At 69.4% G+C, this 24,771-nt stretch carries 22 protein-coding genes; 11 read left to right on the top strand and 11 right to left on the bottom strand.

Translation table 11 applies throughout. The features are described from left to right. Positions 1–14 precede the first annotated feature (14 nt). The 3 genes from rbfA (at position 15) to IF11_RS0112835 (ending at position 2,589) form a co-directional block, all read left to right on the top strand. Positions 15–479: a 30S ribosome-binding factor RbfA gene (rbfA, locus tag IF11_RS0112845; RefSeq protein WP_030351674.1), complete on the top strand. Its 465-nt coding sequence runs from the start codon at positions 15–17 to the stop codon at positions 477–479. Then, positions 476–1,375, top strand: a complete 900-nt coding sequence (gene truB, locus IF11_RS0112840) for a tRNA pseudouridine(55) synthase TruB (RefSeq protein WP_030351673.1) — start codon at positions 476–478, stop codon at positions 1,373–1,375. The genes rbfA and truB overlap by 4 nt, the downstream gene beginning before the upstream one ends. Before the next feature lie 263 nt (positions 1,376–1,638). Further along, complete coding sequence (locus IF11_RS0112835) at positions 1,639–2,589, top strand: bifunctional riboflavin kinase/FAD synthetase (protein WP_030351672.1); 951 nt, start codon at positions 1,639–1,641, stop codon at positions 2,587–2,589. Positions 2,590–2,702: 113 nt separating this feature from the next. Here IF11_RS0112835 and IF11_RS0112830 read toward each other — a convergent pair whose 3' ends face one another. From IF11_RS0112830 to eccE, 9 genes are all read right to left on the bottom strand, one after another. Continuing rightward, a complete protein-coding gene (locus IF11_RS0112830; RefSeq protein WP_030351671.1) occupies positions 2,703–3,770 on the bottom strand; it encodes an oligopeptide/dipeptide ABC transporter ATP-binding protein in 1,068 nt (355 codons plus the stop codon). Continuing rightward, positions 3,767–4,759 (bottom strand): ABC transporter ATP-binding protein, encoded by a 993-nt coding sequence (locus tag IF11_RS0112825; protein WP_037727665.1) that lies wholly within the window; start codon positions 4,757–4,759, stop codon positions 3,767–3,769. The genes IF11_RS0112830 and IF11_RS0112825 overlap by 4 nt, the downstream gene beginning before the upstream one ends. Then, complete coding sequence (locus tag IF11_RS0112820) at positions 4,756–5,691, bottom strand: ABC transporter permease (protein ID WP_030351669.1); 936 nt, start codon at positions 5,689–5,691, stop codon at positions 4,756–4,758. Before IF11_RS0112820 ends, IF11_RS0112825 begins: the two co-directional genes overlap by 4 nt. Further along, positions 5,688–6,761 carry an ABC transporter permease gene (locus IF11_RS0112815; protein WP_030351668.1) on the bottom strand — a complete coding sequence of 358 codons (1,074 nt, stop codon included), beginning with the start codon at positions 6,759–6,761 and terminating at the stop codon, positions 5,688–5,690. Before IF11_RS0112815 ends, IF11_RS0112820 begins: the two co-directional genes overlap by 4 nt. Positions 6,762–6,764: 3 nt before the next feature. Beyond that, positions 6,765–8,645: an ABC transporter substrate-binding protein gene (locus IF11_RS0112810; protein WP_030351667.1), complete on the bottom strand. Its 1,881-nt coding sequence runs from the start codon at positions 8,643–8,645 to the stop codon at positions 6,765–6,767. Positions 8,646–8,842: 197 nt separating this feature from the next. Further along, positions 8,843–11,869: an SCO5717 family growth-regulating ATPase gene (locus IF11_RS0112805; RefSeq protein ID WP_030351666.1), complete on the bottom strand. Its 3,027-nt coding sequence runs from the start codon at positions 11,867–11,869 to the stop codon at positions 8,843–8,845. A gap of 520 nt (positions 11,870–12,389) precedes the next feature. Continuing rightward, complete coding sequence (locus IF11_RS0112800; RefSeq protein WP_030351665.1) at positions 12,390–12,623, bottom strand: DUF397 domain-containing protein; 234 nt, start codon at positions 12,621–12,623, stop codon at positions 12,390–12,392. Between the two features lie 149 nt (positions 12,624–12,772). Further along, positions 12,773–13,492, bottom strand: a complete 720-nt coding sequence (locus IF11_RS0112795) for a hypothetical protein (protein WP_030351664.1) — start codon at positions 13,490–13,492, stop codon at positions 12,773–12,775. Next, a complete protein-coding gene (gene eccE / locus IF11_RS0112790; RefSeq protein ID WP_030351663.1) occupies positions 13,489–14,835 on the bottom strand; it encodes a type VII secretion protein EccE in 1,347 nt (448 codons plus the stop codon). Before eccE ends, IF11_RS0112795 begins: the two co-directional genes overlap by 4 nt. Before the next feature lie 183 nt (positions 14,836–15,018). Here eccE and eccB point away from each other — a divergent pair, with 183 nt between their 5' ends. The 6 genes from eccB (at position 15,019) to IF11_RS0112750 (ending at position 22,378) form a co-directional block, all read left to right on the top strand. Then, on the top strand, positions 15,019–16,545 hold the full coding sequence (eccB, locus tag IF11_RS0112785; RefSeq protein WP_030351662.1) for a type VII secretion protein EccB: 1,527 nt from the start codon (positions 15,019–15,021) through the stop codon (positions 16,543–16,545). A gap of 8 nt (positions 16,546–16,553) precedes the next feature. Continuing rightward, a complete protein-coding gene (gene mycP, locus IF11_RS0112780) occupies positions 16,554–17,804 on the top strand; it encodes a type VII secretion-associated serine protease mycosin (protein ID WP_030351661.1) in 1,251 nt (416 codons plus the stop codon). Between the two features lie 239 nt (positions 17,805–18,043). Then, positions 18,044–18,505, top strand: coding sequence for a hypothetical protein (locus tag IF11_RS0112775; protein ID WP_030351660.1), 462 nt, complete (start codon positions 18,044–18,046; stop codon positions 18,503–18,505). A 1,736-nt stretch (positions 18,506–20,241) separates the two neighbouring features. Further along, entirely contained in the window at positions 20,242–21,543 is a 1,302-nt protein-coding gene (locus IF11_RS0112760) for a S8 family serine peptidase (protein ID WP_030351658.1), read from the top strand. A gap of 110 nt (positions 21,544–21,653) precedes the next feature. Next, complete coding sequence (locus IF11_RS0112755; RefSeq protein WP_030351657.1) at positions 21,654–22,013, top strand: WXG100 family type VII secretion target; 360 nt, start codon at positions 21,654–21,656, stop codon at positions 22,011–22,013. A 65-nt stretch (positions 22,014–22,078) separates the two neighbouring features. Further along, on the top strand, positions 22,079–22,378 hold the full coding sequence (locus tag IF11_RS0112750; RefSeq protein ID WP_030351656.1) for a WXG100 family type VII secretion target: 300 nt from the start codon (positions 22,079–22,081) through the stop codon (positions 22,376–22,378). Positions 22,379–22,686: 308 nt separating this feature from the next. Here the strand turns inward: IF11_RS0112750 and tnpA are convergent, their stop codons facing one another. Beyond that, the gene (gene tnpA / locus IF11_RS0112745) at positions 22,687–23,115 is read right to left on the bottom strand and encodes an IS200/IS605 family transposase (protein ID WP_078490651.1); all 429 of its coding nucleotides are present in this window, start codon (positions 23,113–23,115) and stop codon (positions 22,687–22,689) included. A gap of 26 nt (positions 23,116–23,141) precedes the next feature. Here tnpA and IF11_RS42935 point away from each other — a divergent pair, with 26 nt between their 5' ends. Both IF11_RS42935 and IF11_RS42930 read left to right on the top strand, forming a co-directional pair. Beyond that, positions 23,142–23,663 carry a hypothetical protein gene (locus tag IF11_RS42935; RefSeq protein ID WP_338119935.1) on the top strand — a complete coding sequence of 174 codons (522 nt, stop codon included), beginning with the start codon at positions 23,142–23,144 and terminating at the stop codon, positions 23,661–23,663. Between the two features lie 136 nt (positions 23,664–23,799). Beyond that, positions 23,800–24,075: a zinc ribbon domain-containing protein gene (locus tag IF11_RS42930; RefSeq protein WP_338119936.1), complete on the top strand. Its 276-nt coding sequence runs from the start codon at positions 23,800–23,802 to the stop codon at positions 24,073–24,075. 95 nt (positions 24,076–24,170) lie between these two features. On the opposite strand, the gene IF11_RS0112735 is transcribed toward IF11_RS42930, so the two are convergent. Further along, positions 24,171–24,731: a hypothetical protein gene (locus IF11_RS0112735; RefSeq protein WP_133243276.1), complete on the bottom strand. Its 561-nt coding sequence runs from the start codon at positions 24,729–24,731 to the stop codon at positions 24,171–24,173. Between the last annotated feature and the right edge of the window lie 40 nt (positions 24,732–24,771).

Here is a 24,771-nt window from a genome sequence, read left to right as displayed (position 1 = left end):
AGAGTGACGGACCGGTGACCGACAACGCGCGGGCCCGCAAGCTGGCCGATCGCATCCAGGTCGTGGTCGCGGAGACCCTGGACCGGCGTATCAAGGACCCGCGGCTGGGCTTCGTGACCATCACGGACGCCCGCGTCACCGGCGACCTGCGGGAGGCCACGGTCTTCTACACGGTCTACGGCGACGACGAGGAGCGCGCGGCCTCCGCGGCGGCCCTGGAGAGCGCCAAGGGCGTTCTGCGCTCCGAGGTGGGCCGTCAGACGGGCGTCCGCTTCACGCCGACGCTGGCGTTCGTGCCCGACGCCCTGCCGGACAACGCCCGCACCATCGAGGACCTCCTCGACAAGGCGCGCGCCAAGGACGCGGAGGTGCGGGAGGTGTCGACCGGCAAGACCTACGCGGCCGGGGCCGACCCCTACCGCAAGGACGACGAAGACGCCGACCACACTGACAACACGGACGGCGCCGCCGCGGAATGACTCAGCAGAACTCGACGCCCGACGGGCTTGTCATCGTGGACAAGCCGTCGGGCTTCACTTCGCACGACGTCGTCGCCAAGATGCGCGGGATCGCCAGAACCCGGCGCGTCGGCCACGCCGGCACCCTCGACCCCATGGCGACGGGCGTCCTCGTCCTCGGCGTGGAGCGGGCCACAAAGCTTCTCGGCCATCTCGCGCTGACCGAGAAGGAGTACCTCGGCACGATCCGGCTGGGGCAGAACACCGTCACCGACGACGCGGAAGGGGAGATCACCTCCTCCGCCGACGCCTCCGCGGTGAAGCGCGAGGCCATCGACGCCGGGATCGCGGCGCTGACCGGCGCCCTCATGCAGGTGCCGTCCAAGGTCAGCGCCATCAAGATTGACGGCAAGCGGTCGTACGCGCGCGTACGCGGCGGCGAGGAGTTCGAGATCCCGGCCCGTCCGGTGACCGTCTCCTCGTTCCGCCTCTACGACGTCCGCGAGGCCGTCGCGGAGGACGGCACTCCGGTCCTCGACCTGGTCGTCTCCGTCGTCTGCTCCTCCGGCACGTACATCCGCGCCCTCGCCCGCGACCTGGGCGCCGGCCTCGGGGTCGGCGGCCATCTCACCGCGCTGCGCAGGACCCGGGTCGGCCCCTACGCGCTGGACGCCGCGAAGACGCTTGAGCAGCTCCAGGAGGAGCTGACCGTCATGCCGGTCGCCGAGGCCGCCGCGGCGGCGTTCGCGCGCTGGGACGTGGACGAGAGGCGCGCCAAGCTGCTGATCAACGGCGTACGGCTGGACATGCCCTCGTACGCGACGAACCCGGTCGCCGCGTTCGACCCCGAGGGGCGCTTCGTGGCGCTCGTCGAGGAGCAGAACGGCAAGGCCAAGAGCCTCGCGGTCTTCGGCTGAACCCCTCCACCGTGGGGCGGGCAGGCACGCCTGCCCGCCCCACGGTCCCCCTCCCGGAGAGGGTCTGTCCACCGCGCACCCGCCAGTCACCTCACCGGCCGGGCGCTCGGAGTGCACCACGGGTGTACGGGGGGCGTGTTCGGTCCGCGGGCGGCCCCGCCGGGTTCTCCGGTGCCGGTGAGGGCGGTGGGCGCCGGGCATGGCAGTCTTAGAGCTGCGTAATCGGCAATGACGTACACGGTTTCGGGCGAGGAGCGGTCACAGTGCAGCGCTGGCGTGGCTTGGAGGACATCCCCCAGGACTGGGGGCGCAGCGTCGTCACCATCGGCTCCTACGACGGGGTGCACCGAGGTCACCAGCTGATCATCGGACGAGCGGTGGAGCGGGCGCGCGAGCTGGGGATGCAGTCGGTCGTCGTGACCTTCGACCCGCACCCCAGCGAGGTCGTACGCCCCGGCAGCCATCCGCCCCTGCTCGCGCCCCACCACCGGCGCGCCGAGCTGATGGCGGACCTGGGGGTGGACGCGCTGCTGATCCTCCCCTTCACCCTGGAGTTCTCCAAGCTGTCGCCCGCCGACTTCATCGTGAAGGTCCTGGTCGACAAGTTGCACGCCCGCGCGGTCATCGAGGGCCCGAACTTCCGCTTCGGCCACAAGGCGGCCGGCAATGTCGCCGTCCTCGCCGATCTGGGCGTGACCTACGACTACGAGGTCGAGGTCGTCGACCTCTACGTCACCGGCGAGGCGGGCGGCGGCGAGCCCTTCTCGTCCACCCTCACCCGCAGACTGGTCGCCGAGGGCGACGTCGCGGGCGCGGCGGAGATCCTGGGCCGGCCGCACCGGGTCGAGGGCGTGGTCGTACGCGGAGCCCAGCGCGGCCGCGAACTCGGCTTCCCGACGGCCAACGTGGAGACCCTGCCGCACACCGCGATCCCGGCGGACGGGGTGTACGCGGGGTGGCTCACGGCGGACGGGGAACGGATGCCGGCGGCGATCTCGGTGGGCACGAACCCGCAGTTCGAGGGCACGGAGCGGACCGTCGAGGCGTATGCGATCGACCGGGTGGGGCTGGATCTGTACGGGCTGCATGTGACTGTGGACTTCTTGTCGTATGTGCGGGGGCAGCGGAAGTTCGAGTCGATCGATGCGCTGCTGGAAGCGATCAGGGACGACGTGAAGAGGTCGCGCGCGCTTATCGAGGCGTATGACGCGTAGCGGCTTGCGGTTCGTCTGTGGCCGGGGCCGGGGCCGGGGCCGGTGGTGCGGTGCGGGTGCTCGTGGGTGGCGGGTGCCGGGGTCTCCGGAGGTGCGTGTCCGGACTGCTTTCCTCACCGCGCTTCGCGCGAGCTGCGACGCTTTACGTCCGGACACGCACCTCCTCCGTAACCCGCGCCCACCCAATGGCACGCCACCTGCGTAGACGCCCCACCCATCAGCACCGGCAGCGCCTCCGACCGGCATCTCTCCGCCACCCCCGCCCTCTCCGCCTCCCCCGACGCCAGCACCTGGCACCGCGCGTGGAAGCGGCAGCCCGTCGGGATGCGGGACGGGTCCGGGGGTTCGCCCGTGAGGATGACCGGGGGGCCGTCCGATTCCGGGAGGACGGACAACAGTGCCTGGGTATACGGATGCTGAGGGTTCGTCAGTACGTCCTCGACCGGGCCCGTCTCCACGATCCGGCCCAGATACATCACCGCCACTCGGTCCGCGATGTTCCAGGCGAGACCCAGGTCGTGCGTCACGACCAGCGCGGAGAGGCCGAGTTCGTCGCGCAGGGACAGCAGGAGCGCCAGGATCTCGCCCCGTACGGACGCGTCCAGGGACGCCACCGGCTCGTCCGCGACGATCAGTTCGGGCTTCAGGACCAGCGCGCCGGCGATGACGACGCGCTGGCGCTGGCCCCCGGACAGCTCGTGCGGGTAGCGCAGGAAGAAGCGCTCGGGCGGGCGCAGGCCGGCGCGGGAGAGCGCCTCGGCGACGGCCTCGCGTTCGTCGCCCCGGTAGCCGTGGATCCGCAGGCCCTCGGCCACCGCGTCGTACACCGTGTGGCGTGGGTTGAGGGAGCCGCTCGGATCCTGGAGTACCAGTTGGACCCGCTTGCGGTACGCCTTGAGGGTGCGGGAGGCGTACCCCAGCGGTTCGCCGGCGAAGCTGACACCGCCGCCGGTGGGCGGCACCAGACCGAGCAGGGTGCGTGCCAGCGTGGTCTTGCCGCAGCCGGACTCGCCGACCAGCGCGACGATCTCGCCGGGACCGATGTCGAGGTCGACACCGTCGACGGCGCGGGCGGGCGGAGCGCCGCGTCGGCCGGGGAAGGTGACGTTCAGTCCGGCGGCCGAGAGCAGGGGGGCAGCGGGCATGGGTGGCTCCTGAGGGGTGGTCGCGGACGCCGTCATGGACGTACCTCCGCGGGTGCCGTCGAGCCCACCCGTACGCACGCCGCCCGGCGGTCCGGCCCCGCGTCCCGCAGCTCCTGGTCGTCGGTCGCGCAGGAGTCCAGCGCGACCGGGCAGCGCGGATGGAACGTACAGCCGGACGGCAGCGCCGACGGGTCGGGCGGGTCGCCGGGCAGCCCGCGCGGGGCGCGGCGTGACGCGAGGTCCCCGATGCGGGGGAAGGCGGCGGAGAGCGCCCGGCCGTACGGGTGCTCGGCGGCGTCGTACACCGTGCGTGCCGGGCCCTCCTCGACGATCCGGCCCGCGTACATCACGGCGAGCCGGTCGCAGGTGTCCGAGAGGACCGCCAGGTCATGGCTGATCATCAGCAGGCTGATGCCCTGGTCCGCGACGAGCTGTTCGATCAGCCGCAGGATCTGCGCCTGGATCATCACATCGAGCGCGGTGGTCGGCTCGTCCGCGACGATCAGCCGCGGATCGCAGGCCAGCGCCATCGCGATCATCACACGCTGGCGCTGGCCGCCGGAGAGTTCGTGCGGATAGGCGTCCGCGCGGGCAGCTGGCAGCCCGACCTGTTCCAGCAGTTCGCCGGCGCGCGAGCGGGCCGCGGCGGGGGTGGCGCGGCGATGCAGCAGCACCGGTTCGGCGATCTGGTCCCCGATCCGGTGCACCGCGTTGAGCGAGTGCATCGCGCCCTGGAAGACGATCGACGCCCCCGCCCACCGAACGGCGCGCAGCCGGCCCCACTTCATGGTGAGGACGTCCTCGCCGTCGAGCAGGATCTCCCCGGACAGCCGCGCGGAGGCGGGCAGCAGCCTGAGCAGCGCGAGAGCGAGGGTGGACTTGCCGCACCCCGACTCACCGGCGATGCCCAGCTTGCGGCCGGACTCGACGGTGAGGTCGACACCCCGTACGGCGGGCACGGCGGAGGGACCGGAGCCGTACGTCACATGGAGATCCTTGATCTCCAGCAGCGTCGTGTCGGTCAACGGGCCACCCCCAGCTTCGGGTTGAGCACGGCCTCGATCGCACGGCCGCAGAGTGTGAAGGCGAGGGCGACGAACGCGATCGCGATACCGGGCGGTGCCAGGTACCACCAGTGTCCCGATGAGACCGCGCCCGCCTCGCGCGCGTCCTGGAGCATGCCGCCCCAGGAGATGATCAGGGGATCGCCGAGGCCGAGGAAGGCGAGCGTCGCCTCGGTCAGGATGGCGCTGGAGATGCCGAGGGTGGTCTGCGCGAGCACCAGCGGCATCACGTTGGGCAGCACATGGCGCGTCATGATGTGGCCGTGGCCGCCGCCGAGCGCACGGGCGCGCTCGATGTACGGACGGGACTCGACGGCGATTGTCTGGGCCCGTACCAGCCGTGCCGTTGTCGGCCAGCTGGTGACGCCGATCGCCAGGATCACCGTCCAGATGGACCGTGACATGACCGTCGCGAGGACGATCGCGAGCACCAGCGTCGGCATCACCAGGAACCAGTCGGTGATTCGCATGACCACCGTCGCGAACCAGCCGCCGTAGTGCCCGGCGATGACCCCGACGAGGGTGCCGATGGCCACCGAGAGCGCGGCGGCCAGCAGGCCCACGGTCAGCGAGATCCTGGCGCCCCAGATCAGCAGGCCGAGCAGCGAGCGCCCGAACTGGTCCGTACCGAGCGGGAATTCACCGCTCGGCTTCTCCAGGGCCGTACCGGGCGCGTTGGTCACGCTCTGCACATCGCCGCCGACGAGCAGCGGCGCGAAGAGGGCGATCAGCGCGATGAACGCGAGCCCGGCGAGCCCGAGAAGTCCGGCGCGGTGTGTCCGGTACTCCTTCCAGAAGCGGGCCACCGAGCCGCGCCGGCGGGCCCACGCGAGCGAGGAGGCCGACGGCGACGAGGGGTCCGCGGACGCGGGCGGGGTCTTCTCCAGGGTCATCGGCCCACCCGGGGATCGAGGAGCGGATAGAGCAGGTCGGCGAGGAGGTTCATGAGGATCATCGCCCCGGCGAACACGACGAACAGCCCCTGGACGAGGGGCAGATCGGGCACGCTCAGCGCCTGGTAGAACAGTCCGCCGAGACCGGGCCAGGAGAAGACCGTCTCGACGAGGATCGAACCGGCCGCCACATGGCCCAGGTTGATGAAGACCATGGTGACGGTGGGCAGCAGGGCGTTCGGCACCGCGTGCCGGCGTCGTACGAGATCGTCCCGCAGCCCCTTCGCCCGCGCCGTCGTCAGATAGTCGCCGCCCATCTCGTCCAGCAGGGAGGACCGCATGACGAGCAGCGTCTGCGCGTATCCGACCGCCACCAGCGTGGCCACCGGCAGCACCATGTGGTGCGCCACATCCAGGACGTAACCGAAGCCGGACGAGTCGCCCGACTCCATACCGCCGGTGGGGAACATGCCGGGGACCGGACCGATGCCCACCGAGAAGACGATGATCAGCAGCAGTCCGAGCCAGAAGGACGGGACGGACCAGAGCGTCAGCGCCACACCGGTGTTGACGCGGTCGCTCAGGCTGCCGTTGCGCCAGGCGGAGCGGGTGCCGAGCCAGAGCCCGAGCGCCGAGTAGATCAGCACGGCTGTACCCGTGAGCAGCAGTGTCGCGGGCAGCTTCTCGGCGATCAGCTCACCGACCGGCGCGTGGAACTGGTACGAGGTGCCGAGATCGCCGGTCAGCGCCCGGCCGCAGTAGTCGGTGAACTGCTGCCACAGCGGCAGATCGAGCCCGAACTGCTTGCGCAGCGTGGCCAGTTGCTCGGCGGAGGTCGGTACGCCATGGGTCATGGCCTTGACCGGGTCGCCGGGGATGATCCGGAAGAGGAAGAAGCTGGTGACGAGGACGGCGAGCAGCGAGACGGCGGCGCCGCCCAGCTTGCCCGCCACATAGAGCGGATACGCGGTCCTGGTGCCCGAGGTGGTGGGTGCGGAGCCGGACGGCCCGGTCTTCACCGGGCCGTCGACGGCGTCCCGCATCACACCGGGGGTGCTTGCGGTGCTCATCGGTTATTCACGGTCTTCCGCGGTGGAACGGCGACGCATCGCGACGAAGAGACCGAGGGCGGCGACGACCACGACAGCGGCCCCGATCCCGATCACCACACCGGTCGAGGAAGAGCTGCCGGAACCGCCGCCGTCATCGGCCGGCACCGCGGACCACCAGCTCCAGTAGCCGTCCTGGCCCCAGAGATTGCCGGCGGCCTCCGGCATCGTCGTGATCGACTTGATCTGGTCGGTACGGTACGCCTCGACCGCGTTCGGATAGGCCATGACATTCATATACCCGGTGTCGTACAGCCGCGATTCCATCTGCTTGACCAGTTCCGCGCGCTTGGCCGGGTCGTACTCCGCCGACTGCTGCGCGTAGAGGTCGTCGTACCGCTTGTCGCAGATGAAGTTGTCCGTGGCGCCGCTGTCCTTGGGCGTGGCGGGGAGCGCACCGCACGTGTGAATGGAGAGCACATAGTCGGGATCGGGGTTGACCGACCAGCCGTCGAACGCCAGGTCGTAGTCGCCCGCGAGCCAGGGGTCGGAGACATTGTCGAGACAGTCGACCTTCAGCCCGATGCCGAGCTGTCCCCACCACTCCTGGAGATATTTGCCGATGGCCTTGTCGTTCGGGTCCGTGGCATGGCAGAGGATCCGGAAGTCGAGCGGCTTGCCGTCCTTCCCGACGCGCTTGCCCGCGGCGTTCTTCTCGTAGCCGGCCGTGTCGAGGGTCCTGGCCGCCTCGGCGGGGTCGTACGCGATCGTCTGGTCGGCCGAGGGCTCCCAGAAGTACGCGCTGAAGCGGGGCGGGATATAGCCCTTGCCCTCGACGGCGTGGCCCTGGAAGACCTTGTCGATGACGGTCTTGCGGTCGACGGCCTGGAACAGCGCCTTGCGGACCGCCGGATCCAGCAGTGCGGCATGCCCGTTGCCGAACTTCTTGCCGTCCTTCGAGCGGGCACCGGGGTTGGTGGCGAGCGCGTAGAAACGGCGCCCGGGAGCGTCATTGACCTTGATGTTGTCGGCGCTCTTCAGCGCCGCCGCCTGCGCGGGGGTGAGACCCGAGGTGAAGGACACCTCACCCTTCTGGAGCGCCGCGACGGCCGCGTCCCCGTCCTTGTAGTACTTGAGGACCAGCTCGTCGAACTTGGGCGCGCCGCGCCAGAAGTCCTTGTTCGGCTTGAGCTTGATGTACTGGTCGACCTTGAAGTCCGTGATGATGAACGGTCCGTTGCCGACGATCGGGAACTGCTTGTCGTTGTTGAACTTGGAGAAGTCGCCGACCTTCTCCCAGATGTGCTTGGGCACGATCGGCACATCGAGCGCGGTCATGGTGGCCTGCGGCTTGTTCAGCTCGACGACCAGCGTCTCCGGGTCGGGCGCGGTGACCTTTTTGAAGTTGGAGGTGAAGCTGCCGTTGGCGGTGGCCGCGTTCTCGTCCGTCATCATCTTGTTGAACGTCCAGGCGGCGTCCTCGGCGGTCGCCTGCACGCCGTCGGACCACTTCGAGTCCTTGCGGATGGTGAAGGTCCACGTCAGCTTGTCCGCGGAGGACTCCCAGGCGGTGGCGAAGCCGGGGACCGTGTGCGCGTCCTTGGGGTCGTAGTTGGTCAGATACTCGTAGGTCAGCCGATGGATGCTGGTACTGACCAGTTTCTGGGCCAGGAACGGGCTGAGGGAGTCGACGCTCTGGCTGACCGCGACGGTGAGGACCTTCTTGCCGTCGGCCGCCTGGGCCTGCTGGGGCGCCGGGAGCAGCGGGTTGAGGGGGATCACGGTCCCGGCCACGAGTGCGGCGGAGGCGGCACCGGAGGCCAGGAGCAGACGGAGACGGGGGCGTTGCCGGGCGGGCTGCCGGGCAGGTCGCCGGGGCGTGCGCGGGAAGACTCTTTCGACCATGGGACGGTGACCTCGTGTTATCACTCGCACGGAGAAGCCGGGTTGCTGCTGAATCGCCAACTGGTGAAGCGAAGGTTTATCAGCGCCCGTCCGGCTGAGTCAACGGCCGCCCATACCCCGTGTGGTCTGCGGGAATACGGCGAGGGGCCGCACCGTGAAGACGGTGTGGCCCCTCATTGGTCTCTACCTCTGATGCCTTACTGCTGAGGCGCTGGCGGTGCCTGTGGGGGCTGCTGCTGCGGCCGGCCACCGGGCGGGACGGGCCCCTGCAAGTCCGGCTGACCGGGCTGGTGCGGCTGGCCCGGCTGACCGGGATGACCGGGCTGCTGACCGGCGGGGGACGGCGGCTGTTGCTGCCAGCCCTGCTGGACAGCAGGTCCCGGGTAGGGTCCCGCCTGCTGCTGGGGCGGATAGGGGTACGGCGGCTGATGCTGCGGGTGGTGCGGTTGCGGCTGCTGCTGCGGGTAGTGCTGGGGATGCTGCTGGGGCGCGTACGGCTGGCCCTGCACCGGCTGGCCGTACAGGGGCTGACCCTGCATCGGCTGCTGGCCGGGTCCCGGCATCGGCGGCGCGAGGTGCGGCGGCGGCTGGCCGTCCGCGGTCCACAGCCCCTGCGCCTGCTGGGCGCGTACGAAGTCCTCCGCGACCATCGCGGAGAGATTGAAGTACGCCTCACGCGTCTTGGGGCGCATCATGTCGAGGTCCACCTCGGCACCGGCCGCCAGATGCTCGTCGAAGGGCACCACGATCACCCCGCGGCAGCGGGTCTCGAAGTGCTGCACGATGTCATCGACCTTGATCATCTTGCCGGTCTCGCGAACCCCCGAGATCACCGTGAGGGAGCGCTGCACCAGTTCGGCGTAGCCGTGCGCGGACAGCCAGTCGAGCGTGGTCGACGCGCTGCTCGCGCCGTCGACGGACGGGGTCGAGATGATGATCAGCTGGTCGGCCAGGTCCAGCACCCCGCGCATCGCGCTGTAGAGCAGACCGGTGCCCGAGTCCGTGAGGATGATCGGGTACTGCTTGCCCAGGACCTCGATCGCGCGCCGGTAGTCCTCGTCGTTGAACGCCGTGGAGACGGCCGGGTCGACGTCGTTGGCGATGATCTCCAGACCGGAGGACGCCTGCGAGGTGAACCTGCGGATGTCCATATAGCTGTGCAGATGCGGGATCGCCTGGACCAGGTCACGGATGGTCGCGCCCGTCTCACGCCGTACGCGGCGGCCGAGCGTGCCGGCGTCCGGGTTGGCGTCGATCGCCAGGATCTTGTCCTGCCGCTCGGTGGCCAGGGTGGAGCCCAGCGCGGTGGTCGTCGTGGTCTTGCCGACACCGCCCTTGAGACTGATGACCGCGATCCGGTAGCAGGAGAGCACCGGCGTACGGATCAGTTCGAGCTTGCGCAGCCGCTCCGCCTCCGCGGCCTTCCCGCCGATCTTGAAGCGCGAACCGCCGGACGGGTTGCGACTGCTCTTGGCCTTCGGCTTGTTGTTGCGCAGCAGCCGGTCGGAGGAGAGCTCCACGGCGGCGGTATAGCCGAGCGGAGCACCGGGCACGGACCGCTCGCGGTGGTCGTGCGAGACGGCGGAGGGCCAGGCGGCGCCGGTACGGGGATCCACCGGAGGGGCCCCGGGCGCGGGCTGCTGGTGCGGCTGGGGCTGCGGCTGGGCCTGATGGGGCTGAGGGGCGTGCGGGGGCTGCTGGGCCTGCTGGGCAGGGAGGTTGGGGGCGGCGGGTACGGGCAGATGGGACGCCTGCGGAGGCAGCGGGGCGGGAGCGCCGGGGCCCGGCTGACCGGGGTGCGCCTGCTGGCCGGGGAGTCCCGGTTGGCCCGGCTGTCCTGGCTGAGGGAAGCCGTAGCCGCCCGGCGCTCCCTGCTGGGGGAAGCCGTAACCGCCTTGCGGGGCCGGCTGGTACGGGCCCGGCTGCCCCTGTTGGTGCGGGAAGCCGTAACCGGCCGGTGGGACGGGGGCGTCGGGGCCGGGTACGGCGGGCGGCAACGCGGCGGGGGCGGCGTGTCCGGGCTGGCCGGGGTGCCCCTGCTGTGTGGGCTGCGGCGGCTGGCCGGGCTGGGCCTGGTGGGGGAAGCCGTACCCGCTCTGGGGCGGCTGTCCGGGCCAGGCGTTCGGAGCCTGCGCGGGGCTCTGCGGCTGGGACTCGGGCTGCGGTTGTGCCTGTGCCGGGGCCTGGACGGGCCACTGCGGCGCGGCCGTCGGCGCGGCGGGCTGGTACGCGGGCGGCAGCGGAGGCAGTCCGGGGCTCTGGGCGGCGGCCGGCTGAGGGGCCCAGGGCTGGGCCGGCGCGGGGGCCGGGGGAGCGTCCTGGGGCTCGTCCGCGGGTGCGGCGGCCGGGGGAACGGCGTCCATGATCGCGTCCACGGGCGCGGGGGCGGCCGGTTCGTCGGCGTCGGTGGTCTCGCCGACGTCGCGTTCGTCGTCCTCGTGGTGCTCATGGTCCGCACGCTCGCGGGAGCCTTCGGCCTCGTCCGGAACCTCGGGCTCCGGCGGAGCCTCGGCCGCCGCGACCGGATCGGCCGCCGGCTTCGGTACATCCGGCGCCTCGGCTTCCCCCGTACCGTCGGCAACCACCGCGGACGTGGAGTCGGCCTCGGGCTTGGTCTCGGACTCGCTCACGCGTACGGCCTCTGCGGCGTCCGGTCCCTCGGGGGCTCCGGATTCGGTGCTCTCCGTAGCCCTGTTCTTCGCCGCCTCCTGCTCGGCGATCTCCCGCTTGAGAGACGCCGGGGAGAACCGCATGGTCGAGCCGCTCTCGATATCACCGCCACCGAACGGCTCCGGCGCGGCGGGAGCGGGGTCCGCAACCGAAGCCGAAGCCGGGTCCTGGGCCGGGGGAGCGGCCGGGGCCGGGGCCGCGGCCGGAGCAGGCACCGGTGCGGGCTCGGGCGGCGGCATCTGGACGGGGGTCTGCGTCGGGGGCGCCGGCTGCTGCGCCGGTGCCCAGTTGGGTTCGAAGCCACTGCCCGCGGGCAGCCCCGGTACGGCGACGGGCGCGCCGTCGGGCGGCGGGGGAGGGGTCGTGAACGACGCGGGTGGCGGTGTGCTCGCCGCGCCACCACCGGACGTGTCCCCCGGCGCGTTCTGCGTGTACCAGGCCGGCGGGGTGTAGTCGATGGTGAACTCACCCGTCATCTCGGGCTCCGCGTCGGACTGATCGTCCGCGGCAGGCCGGTTCCAGCCTCCGCGGATCTCGTCCCGATCGCCCTTCACTTTGCCTCCTGGTGTGGTCGAGCACCCTTGTGCCGTGGTGGGTGGGGGCGACCGAATCTGTACGTCCGGTCCGCCCGGCTCTTCCCCTTACGACGCGGTCGGCCTGTCCACAAGTTCAACGCTGCCGCGCCCACACCTACCCTAATCGTCAACGGCGTCGACACGTCAGGCCGGACCGGTCCGTCAACGGCCGTCCCGTACAACACGTACCGCACTCCAGCTGCCCTCAAGTGAACAATCCAGGGCGGAGAGTGAACGGGACGAGTGGTCAAATCCGTATATCTCTGTACGAGATCCCGGCGAAACCCACACCGGCCGGGCGCACCGACGGTCCATGGGCGGGTAGCGGCCCTCCCGTGTGCGCTGCCCAACAATCCGGTCTCGGTGTCGATGTCCCGCGCCCCGGTGCGACTCGAATCCGGAACGCGCCTCCGGCACGCGTAGGGGGCGCGCTCCGTCCGAAGCGTGCCCCCTACATATCCGTCCTGTGTCCCGGGCCGCCTCCGCGGCTTCCGCGGCCTCAGCGCAGATCGAACTCGCCGTCACGCGCGCCGAGTACGAACGCCCGCCACTCCGCCTCGGTGTAGCGCAGCACGGTGTCCGGATCGATGGACGACCGCATCGCGACGGCCCCCTCGGGCAGATAGGCGATCTCGACCCGTTCCTCGTCCGCGCTCGTGCCGGGGGCGCCGATCCACTCGACACCCGAGATGTCGAGGGCGTACAGCTCTTCCTTCTCCTGTGCGCTCCCCATCAGTCAAGCTTCCCTTCGGTAACGGCCGACGTCACTTCGGACATCTTAGGACAGCCCCCTCAAGCCGGTTGGGCGCTCCGGTAAGTTCGACGCCTGTTCGCGCAGTGCGCACACGACGTGAAGATGCGGTGCCGAATCCGCCGACGGAATCAGTCCATCCGGCGCGCGACACCCAGCAGTCCGGTCTCGGCGTCCGTGGCGCCCGTCATCACCCAGTGGCGCTCACGCCCGGCGCACCAGAGCGTCACACCGTCCGCGAGTGTGGGCAGGGCCTCGCACTCGACCCGGGACAGCCCCAGGATCCTGCCGATCTGCTCGGCCTCCTGCGGCGACACCCGCTGGACACCCACCAGCGTGGCCGCCCGCATCAACCGGGGGGCGACCGGGCTCAGATACGGCAGAAGGGTCAGCACCGACTGCCACGGGGACGACACGACGCGCCCGCGCGGCGGCCGCATGCCGCAGTCCCGGATCACCACGACCGGGCTGCCCACCGTCGCTCCCATCGGCGGGACGCGACCGACCTCGTGCAGTGTGATGCAGTCAAGTCCCGCGCCGGCGGCCTGCGCCAGCCGGGTCCACGCCTGGGCGCGCCCGGTCTCGACCGCCACCCGCGCGCCCGTGCCCGCCGCGCGCAGCGCCAGCACCTGGGCCGTCCACAGACCGCCGATCAGCAGCACGTCGTACGGCGTCGAACGGTGGAACCCCACCAACTGGGGGCGCCCCTCCGCGTCATCACCGATCACCACTCCGTCGTCCCCGACGGGCAGCGACAGCGCGCGCAGATCCTCGATGGCCAGCGTGTGTCCCGCGTGGCGGGGGCCGCGCAGCCCCCGCAGTCCACGCGCCGTCCCGCTCGCGGCGGTCATCGCGCACCTCCCAGGGGCAGCGTCGCGAGAACGCCGGGCAGCTGTTCTCGGTCCAGCCGTACGAGACCGACCTTCGCCGACCGCGCCGCCTGCTCCAACGACCGCCGTACCCGCACCAGTCCGGTGTCGGTGCCGCCGGTGATCCGCACATGACCGGACATGGTCATCGAACCCCGGTGCGGGCCGGGCCGCAGGGTGAGGCTGAAGGTCGTCGCGTACGCCGGCGCCGCCGTGAGCAGCGCCGCCAGCTTGGGGAGCGGGGTCGCGGCCCGCCCCAACTCGGGCCAGCGGCCCACCGCGTAGGTGGTGTGCCAGCGGTTGTCACACCGCCACACACGCGGCGTCTCGGCCGTACGCCGACGGGGCGCGGCCTCCGGCCGGCCCGTGCGGGCGGACAGCGCCGGACTCGCGCACGCCGACGTCGCCATGGTGGAGTTCAGCTCGTCCTGGTCCAGCACCACCGCGCGGAAACCCGCGCCGGTGATACGGCTCGCCACATGGTCCGCCACCCGCACCAGACAGCGCTGGGCGCCCTCGATGCCGCCGCCACGCGCCTCGACCGCCTCCCGGCACAGCTCCGGATCCAGCTTCACCGCGACCCAGGTGAGCCGCAGCGCGGGCGCTCCGGTCAGCTCCTGGAGCGGGGCGTACGAGAGCCGGGCCACCGACTGCTCGGGAAGGTGCGGCGCGGGCGCGGCCCGCACCTGCTGCACCAACTGCACCGACTCCAGCATGATGTCGTCGACCTCAAGGGCATCGCCCAGGAGCGAGAGCGGGAGCGCCCGCGCGCCGAACACCGGGCGCAGCGCGTCGCTGCTCGCCTCGACCCGTACCACCGCCGTGAGGAACGTGCCGTCACCGAGCATGCCGACGGTACGGCGGTCCCGGTCGACGTAGGTGAACGGACGGAATCCCGGCACGCTCTCCACGACCGGGACCAGCGACGGGTCGACCTCCCAGGCGCAGGGCTCCGCGGCCCGTCTGCGGGAGCGGAGGGCGAGGGCGGTGGACACCCAGTCCTGTACGGCGTGACCGCGGCGGCGTATCACGGCGAACAGCACCAGCGCGGCGGCGACGACGAGCGTGGGCACCATCCAGAGCCCGCCGAGCGCTCCGCCGATCAGGGCCAGCGCGGCCGCCGCCTCGACCAGCACCAGTTGACGCAGCTGGAAGGGGCCGACGCGGCTGGTGCGCGACAGGGCGCGCGGAGTGGTGGCCGCGGGGACGGCCGACGGAGGTGTCACCGGCCGTGCGTTGCTGCGTTGCCGTCGGGAATTGTTCCGGGACTGGTCAGGGGGTTGTCCGGTGGTCCGCCCATTGCGCTCGCGCGTCGCCGTACCCATCGCCGCGTTGCCCCCTCGTGTCCGTAATTACCAATTTTCCCACGGGCGTTGACCGGCCGATCACCCTACCTGAGCAGTGCGACGGAAGCGCCAGCATGCATAGTAGGGGGCTGGTACGACAGCAGGCCCGCTCGGCGAGTGTGGGAGCCTGGTCGCCCGGTGGGGGAGAGGGACAGCGGACAGATGGCATCACGACGGGACGAACTCAACGCCTACACCTTCGCGAAGCGAAGGCTGATCGCGCAGTTCGTACAGCCGAGCCCGACCGGCTCGGAGGAGGGCGCGCCCCGACCGCTTCGTGCGGTGGTGCCCGGCGCGATCGTCGGTGTGGTGGTTCTCGCGGTGTTCGGCGCCTGGGGGATGTTCAAACCCGTGGCGCCGAAGGGATGGGACACCCCCAAGGAGAACGTCATCATCGCCAGCAAGTCCACCACTCGCTATGTGGTGCTGGACACCGCCGGCAAGATTCAGCTCCACCCCGTTCTGAACATGTCCTCCGCCAAACTCCTCCTCGACCCGGACAAGGTCAAGGTCATCAACGTCGACGAGTCGGTGCTCGACAACGGCAAGATCCCGCACGGCGCCACCCTCGGCATTCCCTACGCCCCCGACCGGCTGCCCGACGCCAAGGAGGCCGGGGCCACCAAGCGCTGGGCGGTCTGCGAGCGGCCCGGCGAAGGCGGCAGGGCCATCCAGAAGGCGTCCTTCGTCCTCGCCGAACGCGAGCAGAAGAAGACAGAGGGCGGCGGCCAACTGCGCGGCGGTGAGCTGCTGTACGTGGAGGGGCCGGACCGGACGCGCTACGTCGTGGACGCCGAGGGCAAGGCGTACGAGGTGGAGAAGGACGAGCTGCTGCTGCGCCAGCTGGTGGGTCTGGGAACCAAGCCCCAGCGGGTGTCGGCCGGCTGGCTGGACACGCTGCACAAGGGGGACCGGATCACGTTCCCGGAGATCGACGGCACCCCTGGCGTCGATGCCGGCGCCCCCGGTGCACTGGAGCCCGAGGCCAACAAGGTGGGCATGGTCCTCACCGCCACCGACGGCACCAGGATCCAGCACTACCTGGTCCTGCAGGGCCGGGTCGCCCCCGTCTCGGACTTCACCGCGAAGCTGCTCCTCAGCAGCAAGGATCTGATCGACGTCGGCCAGGCGGGAAAGGCGCGGCCGGTCAGCCCGGCCGCCATCGAGCCGGGCGAGGCGTTCGGCCAGGACCGGGACTGGCCGGACAACGCGCCGAAGTCCGTCAACTCGGCGAGCACCGCCGAGGACAGCCGTAACACCGTGTGCAATGTGCTGCGCGAGGTGGACGAGGACAACGGCGCCACCACGCTCAGCACCTGGGCGGGCACCGACTTCCCCGCGACGCTGCCGACCGGGTCGAGCAGCGGCTATGTCACCCCGGGATCCGGACAGCTCTTCCGCCAGTTCAAGGGCTCAAGGACCGACTCGGGCTTCGTGTTCCTGGTCACGGACACCGGACTGCGGTACGCGATGCAGTCGAACGGCGACAGCGCGACGGACGACTCCGGTATCGGCTCGTCCGGCTCGGACGAGCAGAAGCAGTCGCAGCAGGAGGAAGCACAGCAGGCCCAGAACCGGCTCGGGTACAAGGACGTCGATCCGGCGCCGATCCCCGCCGCGTGGTCGGCGTTCCTGCCGACCGGGCCGCGTCTGTCGACGGGGGCTGCCCGCCAGCCGCAGGGCTCGTGAGGGTGACCATGCCACACACATACCGACGCGTCCTCGCGGTCTCGGCCGCCACCACGGTCGCGCTGATCGGCCTGCCCGCGTCCCCGGCCGCCGCGGATTCCGACCAGTGCACCTACCCGGGGAAGAAGTACGAGGGCAGGCCCTGGTCGCTCCAGCGCGTTCAGCTCGACGAGTTGTGGGCCCAGTCCCGGGGCAAGGGGGTGCGGGTCGCGGTCATCGACACGGGCGTCGACATCAAGAACCCGCAGCTGAAGGACGCGGTCGACGTCGGCAGCGGCAAGAACTTCATGGACAAGGACCTCAAGGACGACAACGGCAACAAACTTGAGCGGGGCAAGGAGGACGGCACCACGGACACGGTGGGCCACGGCACCAAGGTCGCCGGGATCATCGCGGCCCGCCCCACCACGGGCACCGGTTTCGTCGGCCTCGCTCCTGACGCCACGATCATTCCTCTCCAGCAGAACGACGCCGACGGGAACGGCACTGCCGTGACCCTCGCCCGCGCGATCAACCACGCCGTCGACGAGGAAGCCGACGTCATCAACATCTCCCAGGACACGGCCGACGCCGTCAAACCCACGGAGCTGCTCCAGCAGGCGGTGGACCGTGCTCTTGCCAAGGAGATCGTCATCGTCGCCTCGGCCGGCAACGACGGTCTGGGCGGCAACGTCAAGGAGACCTATCCGGCGTCGTACAACGGTGTTCTGGCCGTGGCCTCCTCCGACCGCAACAACGAACGCGCGGCCTTCTCCCAGTCCGGGGAGTTCGTCGGCGTGGCGGCCCCCGGCGTCGACATGGTCTCCACAGTCCCCGGCGGCGGCCACTGTGCCGACAACGGCACCAGCTTCTCCGCCCCCTACGTCGCCGGCGTCGCCGCTCTCATCAAGAGCAAGCACAAGGACTGGACGCGGAAGCAGATAGTCGCGCAGATCCAGCAGACCGCGGAACGGTCGATCGCCGGCCATGACAGGCTGGTGGGCTGGGGAGTCGTCGACCCGGTGCGGGCTCTGACGGAGGACGACAAGCCGATCGAGAAGCCGGTCGCCCACGAGGGCATCGACAACGCGGAAGCACCCACTCCGGCCCAACTCCACCTGGGAGAGACGGCGGAGGAGCGCAACGCCCGTCTGGCGACCTACGTGGTCGTGGGCGGCGGAGTCCTGGTCGCGGCGATCGCGGGCGCCGCGGTGGCCCTACGGGACGCGCGGCGGCGCACGCGCCGGATGAGCGGGGCAACGAGTGAGGCGCGCGGCTAGCGGATCAACGGATCGCAGCGAATATGCCCGAAAGAGTTGCAGGCGGATTGCAACCGCATAGGGCGGTGGGATCGTCGTAGGAGGAAGTCACATGATGGATAAGACACTTGGGGCTGTCAGAGCCAGTAGATAGAGTGGCTTTCATGTGATCAGTGATGTTCATGTCACCGCGATCGCGATGTGCGGGGAGTGAGCAAACGGGGAGGTACGGCATCGTGCTCGATGCAGGTGGTGGTGGCATGGGCGGAACCGGCGCGAGAAGCGACCTGGAGAAGGGCGTCGGCGCCCTGAAGCGTTTCCAGACGAGGGTGAACGCGCTGCTGACGGATCTTGAGAACGGGGCGGCCGGCAACAAGAACGTTGCCGCACACCGGATTTCGAGGAGTTCCTTCAGCGGTGGCAACCTGCCGTTCGCGGAGGCGGACGGGTTCTTCACTCAGTACAACCGTGTCCATGAGGAGATCGTCAAGCTCTCCAAGTCCCTCGGCGATCAGATCGAGATGCTGAGCATCGGGGTGCATGCGGCGGAGGTCGGCTTCAACAACGTGGAAGAGGACCTTCGGCAGCGCTTCCACACGATCCAGAGTCGCGTTGATGAGGAGCGTGAGGCGCAGGAGCAGCGGGGCAGGAACGGGGACAAGAACGCTGAGCCTGGGCAGCCGCGTCACGGCGCCACGACCGGCACGACGGACCTGGGGTGAATAGCTGATGAGTGGCGAGAAGCAGCCAGAACTGACACCCGAGCAGCAGCAGGCGCAGGACTCGGCTCTGATCCAGGGCCAGTTCAGTGCGACCGACGCCTTCGAGCGCGTCACGGCGATGATGGATGGCATCGGGTTCGGCAGCAGGAGCCCAGGTGGGCTCTTCGGCAAGACCAACTTCGAAGGCGCCCAGCTCAACGCGATGCTCGACCTCGTAGAGAGCTCGCAGCCGTCGAATCTGGAGGATGCGGGCGAGGCCCTCATCGCCGCCAAGAACGCCCTCAACAAGGCCGCCGAAGAACTGAACGACTACGTCACGTCCGTTGAGTGGAAGGGCGAGTCCGGCACCGAGTTCCGCAGGTTCGGGGGAGAGCTCGCGAAGCACGCCTGGGCTCTGGGCACGTTCGCCAACGCGGCGGGTACGCAAATGAAGGTCGCGAGCACGGGCCTGACCTCAGTGCGCAACTCCGCGCCTCCGCGTGACGACCGGGCGGTCCCGAAGAAGGTCGAGGACTTTCCTCTGCCGGAGCGCACGGCCGACAACCCGGAGTACGCCAAGGCCGTGAAGGTGGAGAAGGATCGCCAGGAGGCCATCAACCAGATGAACCGCCTGGCCTCGTTCTACGCGGTGTCTGAGGAGTCGTTGGCCTCGCAGGAACCGCCGAAGTTCCCCGGGATGCTGAATGCGGCTGTGCCGCGGCCGAGTAATGACTACATCCGCGAGCCGAGCGGGGACGTCACCCGAGCGGATGGCGGGCCCTCAGGTGTTACCGGGCAGCCGCCGGTTTCGAGACGCGAGGATTCCGGATTCACGGAGGCCCCACCCCGGACTGAAGTCCTCGGCGTGGTCACCCCCGTTCCGGGGCCGGATACGTCAATGCGGATTGACACCGTCGCGGCACCCCCGGCTCCCACCACAGGCCCCAGCGTCACGCCTGTTCCCTCTCCCACTGGGACGCCAAGCCCTAGCGGTGGTCCCTTCCCTCCGGTGCCGCCCGGATTGGTCAACACCGCACGGAGCGGTACGTCGCGAGCGTCGGGTCCGACCGGAACACCTAGAGCGGGCGGTCCGCCTGCGGGGAAAGCGTCACCAACAGGTGTAACAGGAGACCGCTCTTCGGCTGCCGGACGCTCATCAGCAACCGGGCGTTCGGGAGTGACGGGCGGTGGTCCCCCGACGGGGCGCGCCGGTGCCCCTGGCCAGACACCCACCGGTAGACCAGGCACGACCGGTCAGCCCGCTGCGGGCCGCGCAGGTACGAGTGGAGGGACGGGCCCCCGCGCAGGCCGTACGAGCGGCATCGTGGGCGGTACTCCTCAGCGCTCCACCTCAGGTTCCTCGGGCTCACGCATTCCGCGTGGGACCGTCATCGGTAGCGGTGGGACGTCGACGGGGCGCCCTCCTGCCGGACGAGCCGGCCAGCCGGGGGTCATCGGTGCGAACACGAACAGCACGCCCCGGCCCGGAGGCCGAGGCACGGCCAGTTCGAATGGCGTCGTGGGCACCCCGCGCGGAGGCGCTCCCGGTTCACGGCCCGGCGCGGGTGGTTTCACCCAGGGTGGCGCCGGCCTTGTGCGTGGCTCCGGTCGGAATCAGCCCAAGAACGAGGAGCAGGAGCGCACCGGATCAGAGCGTCCTGACTATCTGACGGAAGACGAAGAGACATGGGCGGCTCGACGGCGCGGTGCCGTGCCGCCAGTCATCGAATAGGCACAGGGAAGGTGCGGAAGTCAGGATGACGGCAGGAATGGGCCAGGCTCGGAAGCGCGGAGCGCCTCATGTAATGCGGCGTGGGCTGCTCCGCGCGCTGGCTGTGGTCGGCGCGTGCACTTTGGGCATCGCCGGTATGGCTCCGGCCGCCGTTGCTGCGGACGGTGTGCAGTCGAAGCAGTGGTATCTGGATGCGATGAACGCCGAGGACATCTGGAAGTCTGCCACTGGTGAAGGCATCAAAGTCGCTGTTATCGACACTGGCGTCAACCCGTCCACCCCCTCACTGAAGGGGCAGGTCCTGGAGGGGGTGGATGCTATGGACGCCGAAGGCGAAGCCACGGACGACTACAACGGTCACGGGACAACCATGGCCGAGTTGATCGCCGGTACAGGCAAGGGAGGCGGACTCCGGGGTCTTGCGCCTGACGCCAAGATCATTCCGATGCGCGTCTCCAACACGGAGTACCAGAACGAGCACAAGGTGAACGCGCACGATGCGCAGGACGCAATCCGGGCCGCGGCTGACAGCGATGCGCAGATCATCAGCATGTCGTTCGGTAGTGACTTCTCCAATATGGACGAGCGCGACGCGGTGAAGTATGCCGAAAGCAAGGGGAAGCTGTTCTTCGCAGCTGTTGGAAACAAGGCCGAGGACGGCAACAAGAAACAGTTCCCCGCCAGCTATCCGCAAGTCGTCGGCGTTGCGGCTACTAGCCCCAAGGGCCGTGTAGCGGAATACTCCCAACATGGGGACTTCGTCGATATCGCCGCCCCAGGCGACAGCATTCCGCACTGGTGCGACGCGGAATTCAAGAGCTATTGTGACGGCGACGGCGGAACCAGCGCGGCCACCGCGATCGCCTCCGCCTCCGCCGCCCTGATCTGGTCGGCCAATCCTGACTGGACCGCGAACCAGGTCCTCCGCGTCATGTTCGAGTCCGCCGGCCGGAGCGAGGACTGGAAGCCGGGTACGGTCAGCAACTACCTCGGTCACGGCATCGTGCGCCCTGGCGCCCATATCAACCGCGGAGTGGGCAAGCCCGGCGACCCGAACCTCAACCCTCTGACCAACGAGCGGACGCCCGGCGTTCCCGGCTCCGCATCATCGCCCGACTCGTCGTCGTCCTCCGCGCCTTCCGGATCGGCTTCGGCACCGGCCTCGGGGGCTTCGGAGGCGCCGGACGGAGACAAGGCCGTCGCCGTAGGCACCAGCAAGAGCACGGGAGACGACAGCCAGTTGGGCCTGATTCTCGGCGGGGCCGCCGTCGTGGTGGTCCTCGCGGGTGGAGCCTTCTTCATCCTTCGTAAGCGCCGCGCAGCCTGACCGTATGACCCGCACGCTCTTCACACCGCCCCGGCATCCACCCGCCGTCGAGGCTCACGCACGGCCCGGGAAGACACACACCCACCGGGATCTTCGAGAAAGGAAGACCAATGGCAGTCCAGAAGGTCAATGGCGTTGCCCTCAAGTCGCTGCAAGGCGAGCTCACCAACAGCTTTGACGACGTCAAGGGGCAGCTGCACGCGCTGCAGGCGACGATCGACAGCCTCGAAGGCGCCTGGCAGGGCATCGGCGCCGGCGCGTTCAACGCGAAGCAGACGCAGATCAACAACAACATGGTGGGCATCGGCAAGCTGCTGCTCAAGTTCCAGGAAGCGATCGAGGCAGCTCGTACGATTTCCGGCAACACCGAAGACGAGGTCGAGGCGGCCCTGAAGGGCATCGACGTGGTCGAGGGCTACTCGGGCGACGCCTCCGCCACGGCTCAGACGTCGAACCTCAGCAAGTTCTGATATTTGCCGGCCGTAGCGCGAACTCGGCCATCGCATCACACACAAGCACGTAGTTGGAGGACACCATGGCATATGACGACGGCACGATGATCGTCACTTACGCTTCGCTCGATGCCGCGGCCGGGGACATCAGGAAGCAGGCGGACAAGCTCGACCGGAGCCTGGACGCCATCCAGGCGAAGATCCGCTCGGTCTCCGACCTCTGGGCCGGTGAGGCCCGGGAGGCGTACAACATCGCCCAGGCCGACTGGGACAGGAAGGCCAAGGAGATCCACACCGCGCTCCTGCAGATCTCACGCGCGGTCCAGGAAGCGGCCCCTGCCTACAAGGCCGGCGACAAGAGGTCCGCGGCGAACTTCCAGTAGGCGTACCGGCGGTACGTCATCACAGGCCAGGGTGGACACGCACGGGAGGTGCCCACCCTGGCCTGTGGCCGACTGCGCCTGATAGGCAATGGCCCAGAAGCCGACCTGCATCTGCTCCGCGCCCTGGTTTCCTGCGCGTTGAGAGGCTTCGCTTCGCTCTCTCCGGTGCTCGATCGAGCGGTTCATCGGGCGACCAAGAATTTCAGCCAGATCTCGCGAGGAACCCCGGGCGTTCACGTCTGGGAGGAATCGCGTCCTGGGTAGGGCGGCGCGGAGCGCCGTCGCGTCGCTCCGGGACGCTGCCCCGCTCAGTCGGGGCGTTTCTGGTTCTCGATGTATTCCTTGATGACGGCGAGCGGTGCACCTCCGCAGCTTCCTGCGAAGTAGGAGGGGGACCAGAAGTGGTCACCCCATTGGTACGTGCGGATGTGGCCGGGGAACTCCTGGCGGAGGTATCGGGCGGAGACGCCCTTGAGGCTGCCGACCAGCCGTGACAGGGCCACCTTGGGCGGGTAGTGCACGAGCAGGTGCACGTGGTCGGTCTCGCCGTTGAACTCGCGGAGCTCAGCGCCGAAGTCTGTACAGACCTCCCGCATGATCTCCTCGCAGCGCCGAAGGATCTCGTCGGTGAACGGCCCGCGCCGGTACTTTGGCGTGAAGACCAAGTGAGCGTGGAGAGTGTGGACGACGCTACGACCCCTGCGTATGTTGGAGTTTGGCTCCCAGCGTGGTGACATAGGCCAAGCGTCGTACGCTGGTCCGCGTGAAACTCGTTGTGCAGGTCAAGCTCATGCCGGATGCCAGGCGGGCACCGGCATTCGAGCGCACCCTGCCCGCGGTCAACGATGCGGCGAACTGGGTATCGTCCGTTGGATTCGAGCACTTCCGGCTCAAGGGGGCCGTGCGTGAGCTGCGGAAAATGTGTTATGGGGAGCTGAAGGCCCGTGGGTTCGGAGCGCAGACCGCGCAGCACATCATCAAGCGCGTGGCCGACGCCTATACCACTTTGCGGGCTAGCATCAAGGCGGGAAACCTCGGAACCGAGGGGTCGAAACGCCGGATCAAGGCCGAGTCCAAGCCCATCGTCTTTCGCCCGGACGCAGCGCACACCTTCGATGACCGATGTCTGTCGTGGAACTCGACGCGCGGACCGTCAGTATCTGGACCCTCGACGGCCGGATCAAGAACGTCCGCTTCGCCTGCTCGGCGGATGCGCTCCAGCGACTCACCGAGAACCGCAAGGGTGAGTCCGACCTGTTACGTCGGGACGGCAAGTGGTTCCTGATCGCCACCATCGACCTGCCTGATGTCGAGGTGTTCGAGCCGACGGGCTGGATCGGGGTGGACCGGGGCATCAACAACCTCGCCACCACCTCGGACGGCACCAACTACACGGGCCGTCGCCTGAAGCGCTACCGCAGGTGGCAGGCGCGCCGTTCCATCAGCTCGGCTCCTTCCTGGAGTACAAGGCACGCCGCGCCGGTGTGCCGTTCATCGAGGTGGATCCGGCCTACACCTCGCAGCGCTGCCCGCGCTGTGGCCACACCGAGCGAGCCAACCGGCCCACTCGGGACCACTTCTCCTGTCGTCGGTGCGGCCTCGCTGGGCCTGCCGACCACGTCGCCGGGGTCAACATCGCCAAGCGCGGCTCCTCGGCGTGGGTGCTCGTCAACGCACCCGTCCCGGGCCCCGCCTAGCCGGGCCCGGGAGATGCGACCCGTGACCGCCCTGTCGTAGGGGGCAGTCGGGAGCGCGACAAGGTGTAGACGACTGAGCCAACAAGCTCGGTCGTTCATGGCCGAGAAGTTGACAGATCGATTTCGCATTCACCAGCCGTGGGAACGGCAGTTGTGTACGCCTCGACCATCCTCAGCACCGCGGCGGCGTTCACCGAGTCGTCGCCGACCCGGACCGTCGTGTAGAGGTCACCGTCGACGTCTTCGTCGATCGTGGACGAGTCTTCGCACCGGATCAGCCCGGCCCCGTTGCCCGAGTAGGTGTACCGCTTGTCGGCGGTGACCCTGTCACCGGGACCCGCGCCGACCGTCTTCGAAGCGATCTCCGCTACCGGGGTCCCGGCCTCGTACCACTCGATGGACGTCGCCAGCGCGACCTTGCCGTCCACCGACACGTAGCAGCGCTTGAGACCGTTGGTCGTCTTCGAGCGCTCAGAGACGACTTCTCCCTCGGGCAGCAAGGGATCCAGCACGTCTGCCGGCGCTTCGACACCACAGAGCGCTCTGGGGGTCTCGTACTGCTGTGCCGGTTCCGAGCAGGCGGAGCTCAGCAGGACGAATGAGAGGGCCCAGGCCCATGGTGAGCCGACGGCATACGGTGTACGGGCAGTGCTCACGGCTTTTCATACGTTCCCTTGCGACGCCATGGTCTGAGTG

The sequence above is a fragment of the Streptomyces scopuliridis RB72 genome (assembly GCF_000718095.1).
Classification (GTDB): Bacteria; Actinomycetota; Actinomycetes; order Streptomycetales; family Streptomycetaceae; genus Streptomyces; species Streptomyces scopuliridis.
This window is presented reverse-complemented; position numbering and strand designations above follow the sequence as displayed.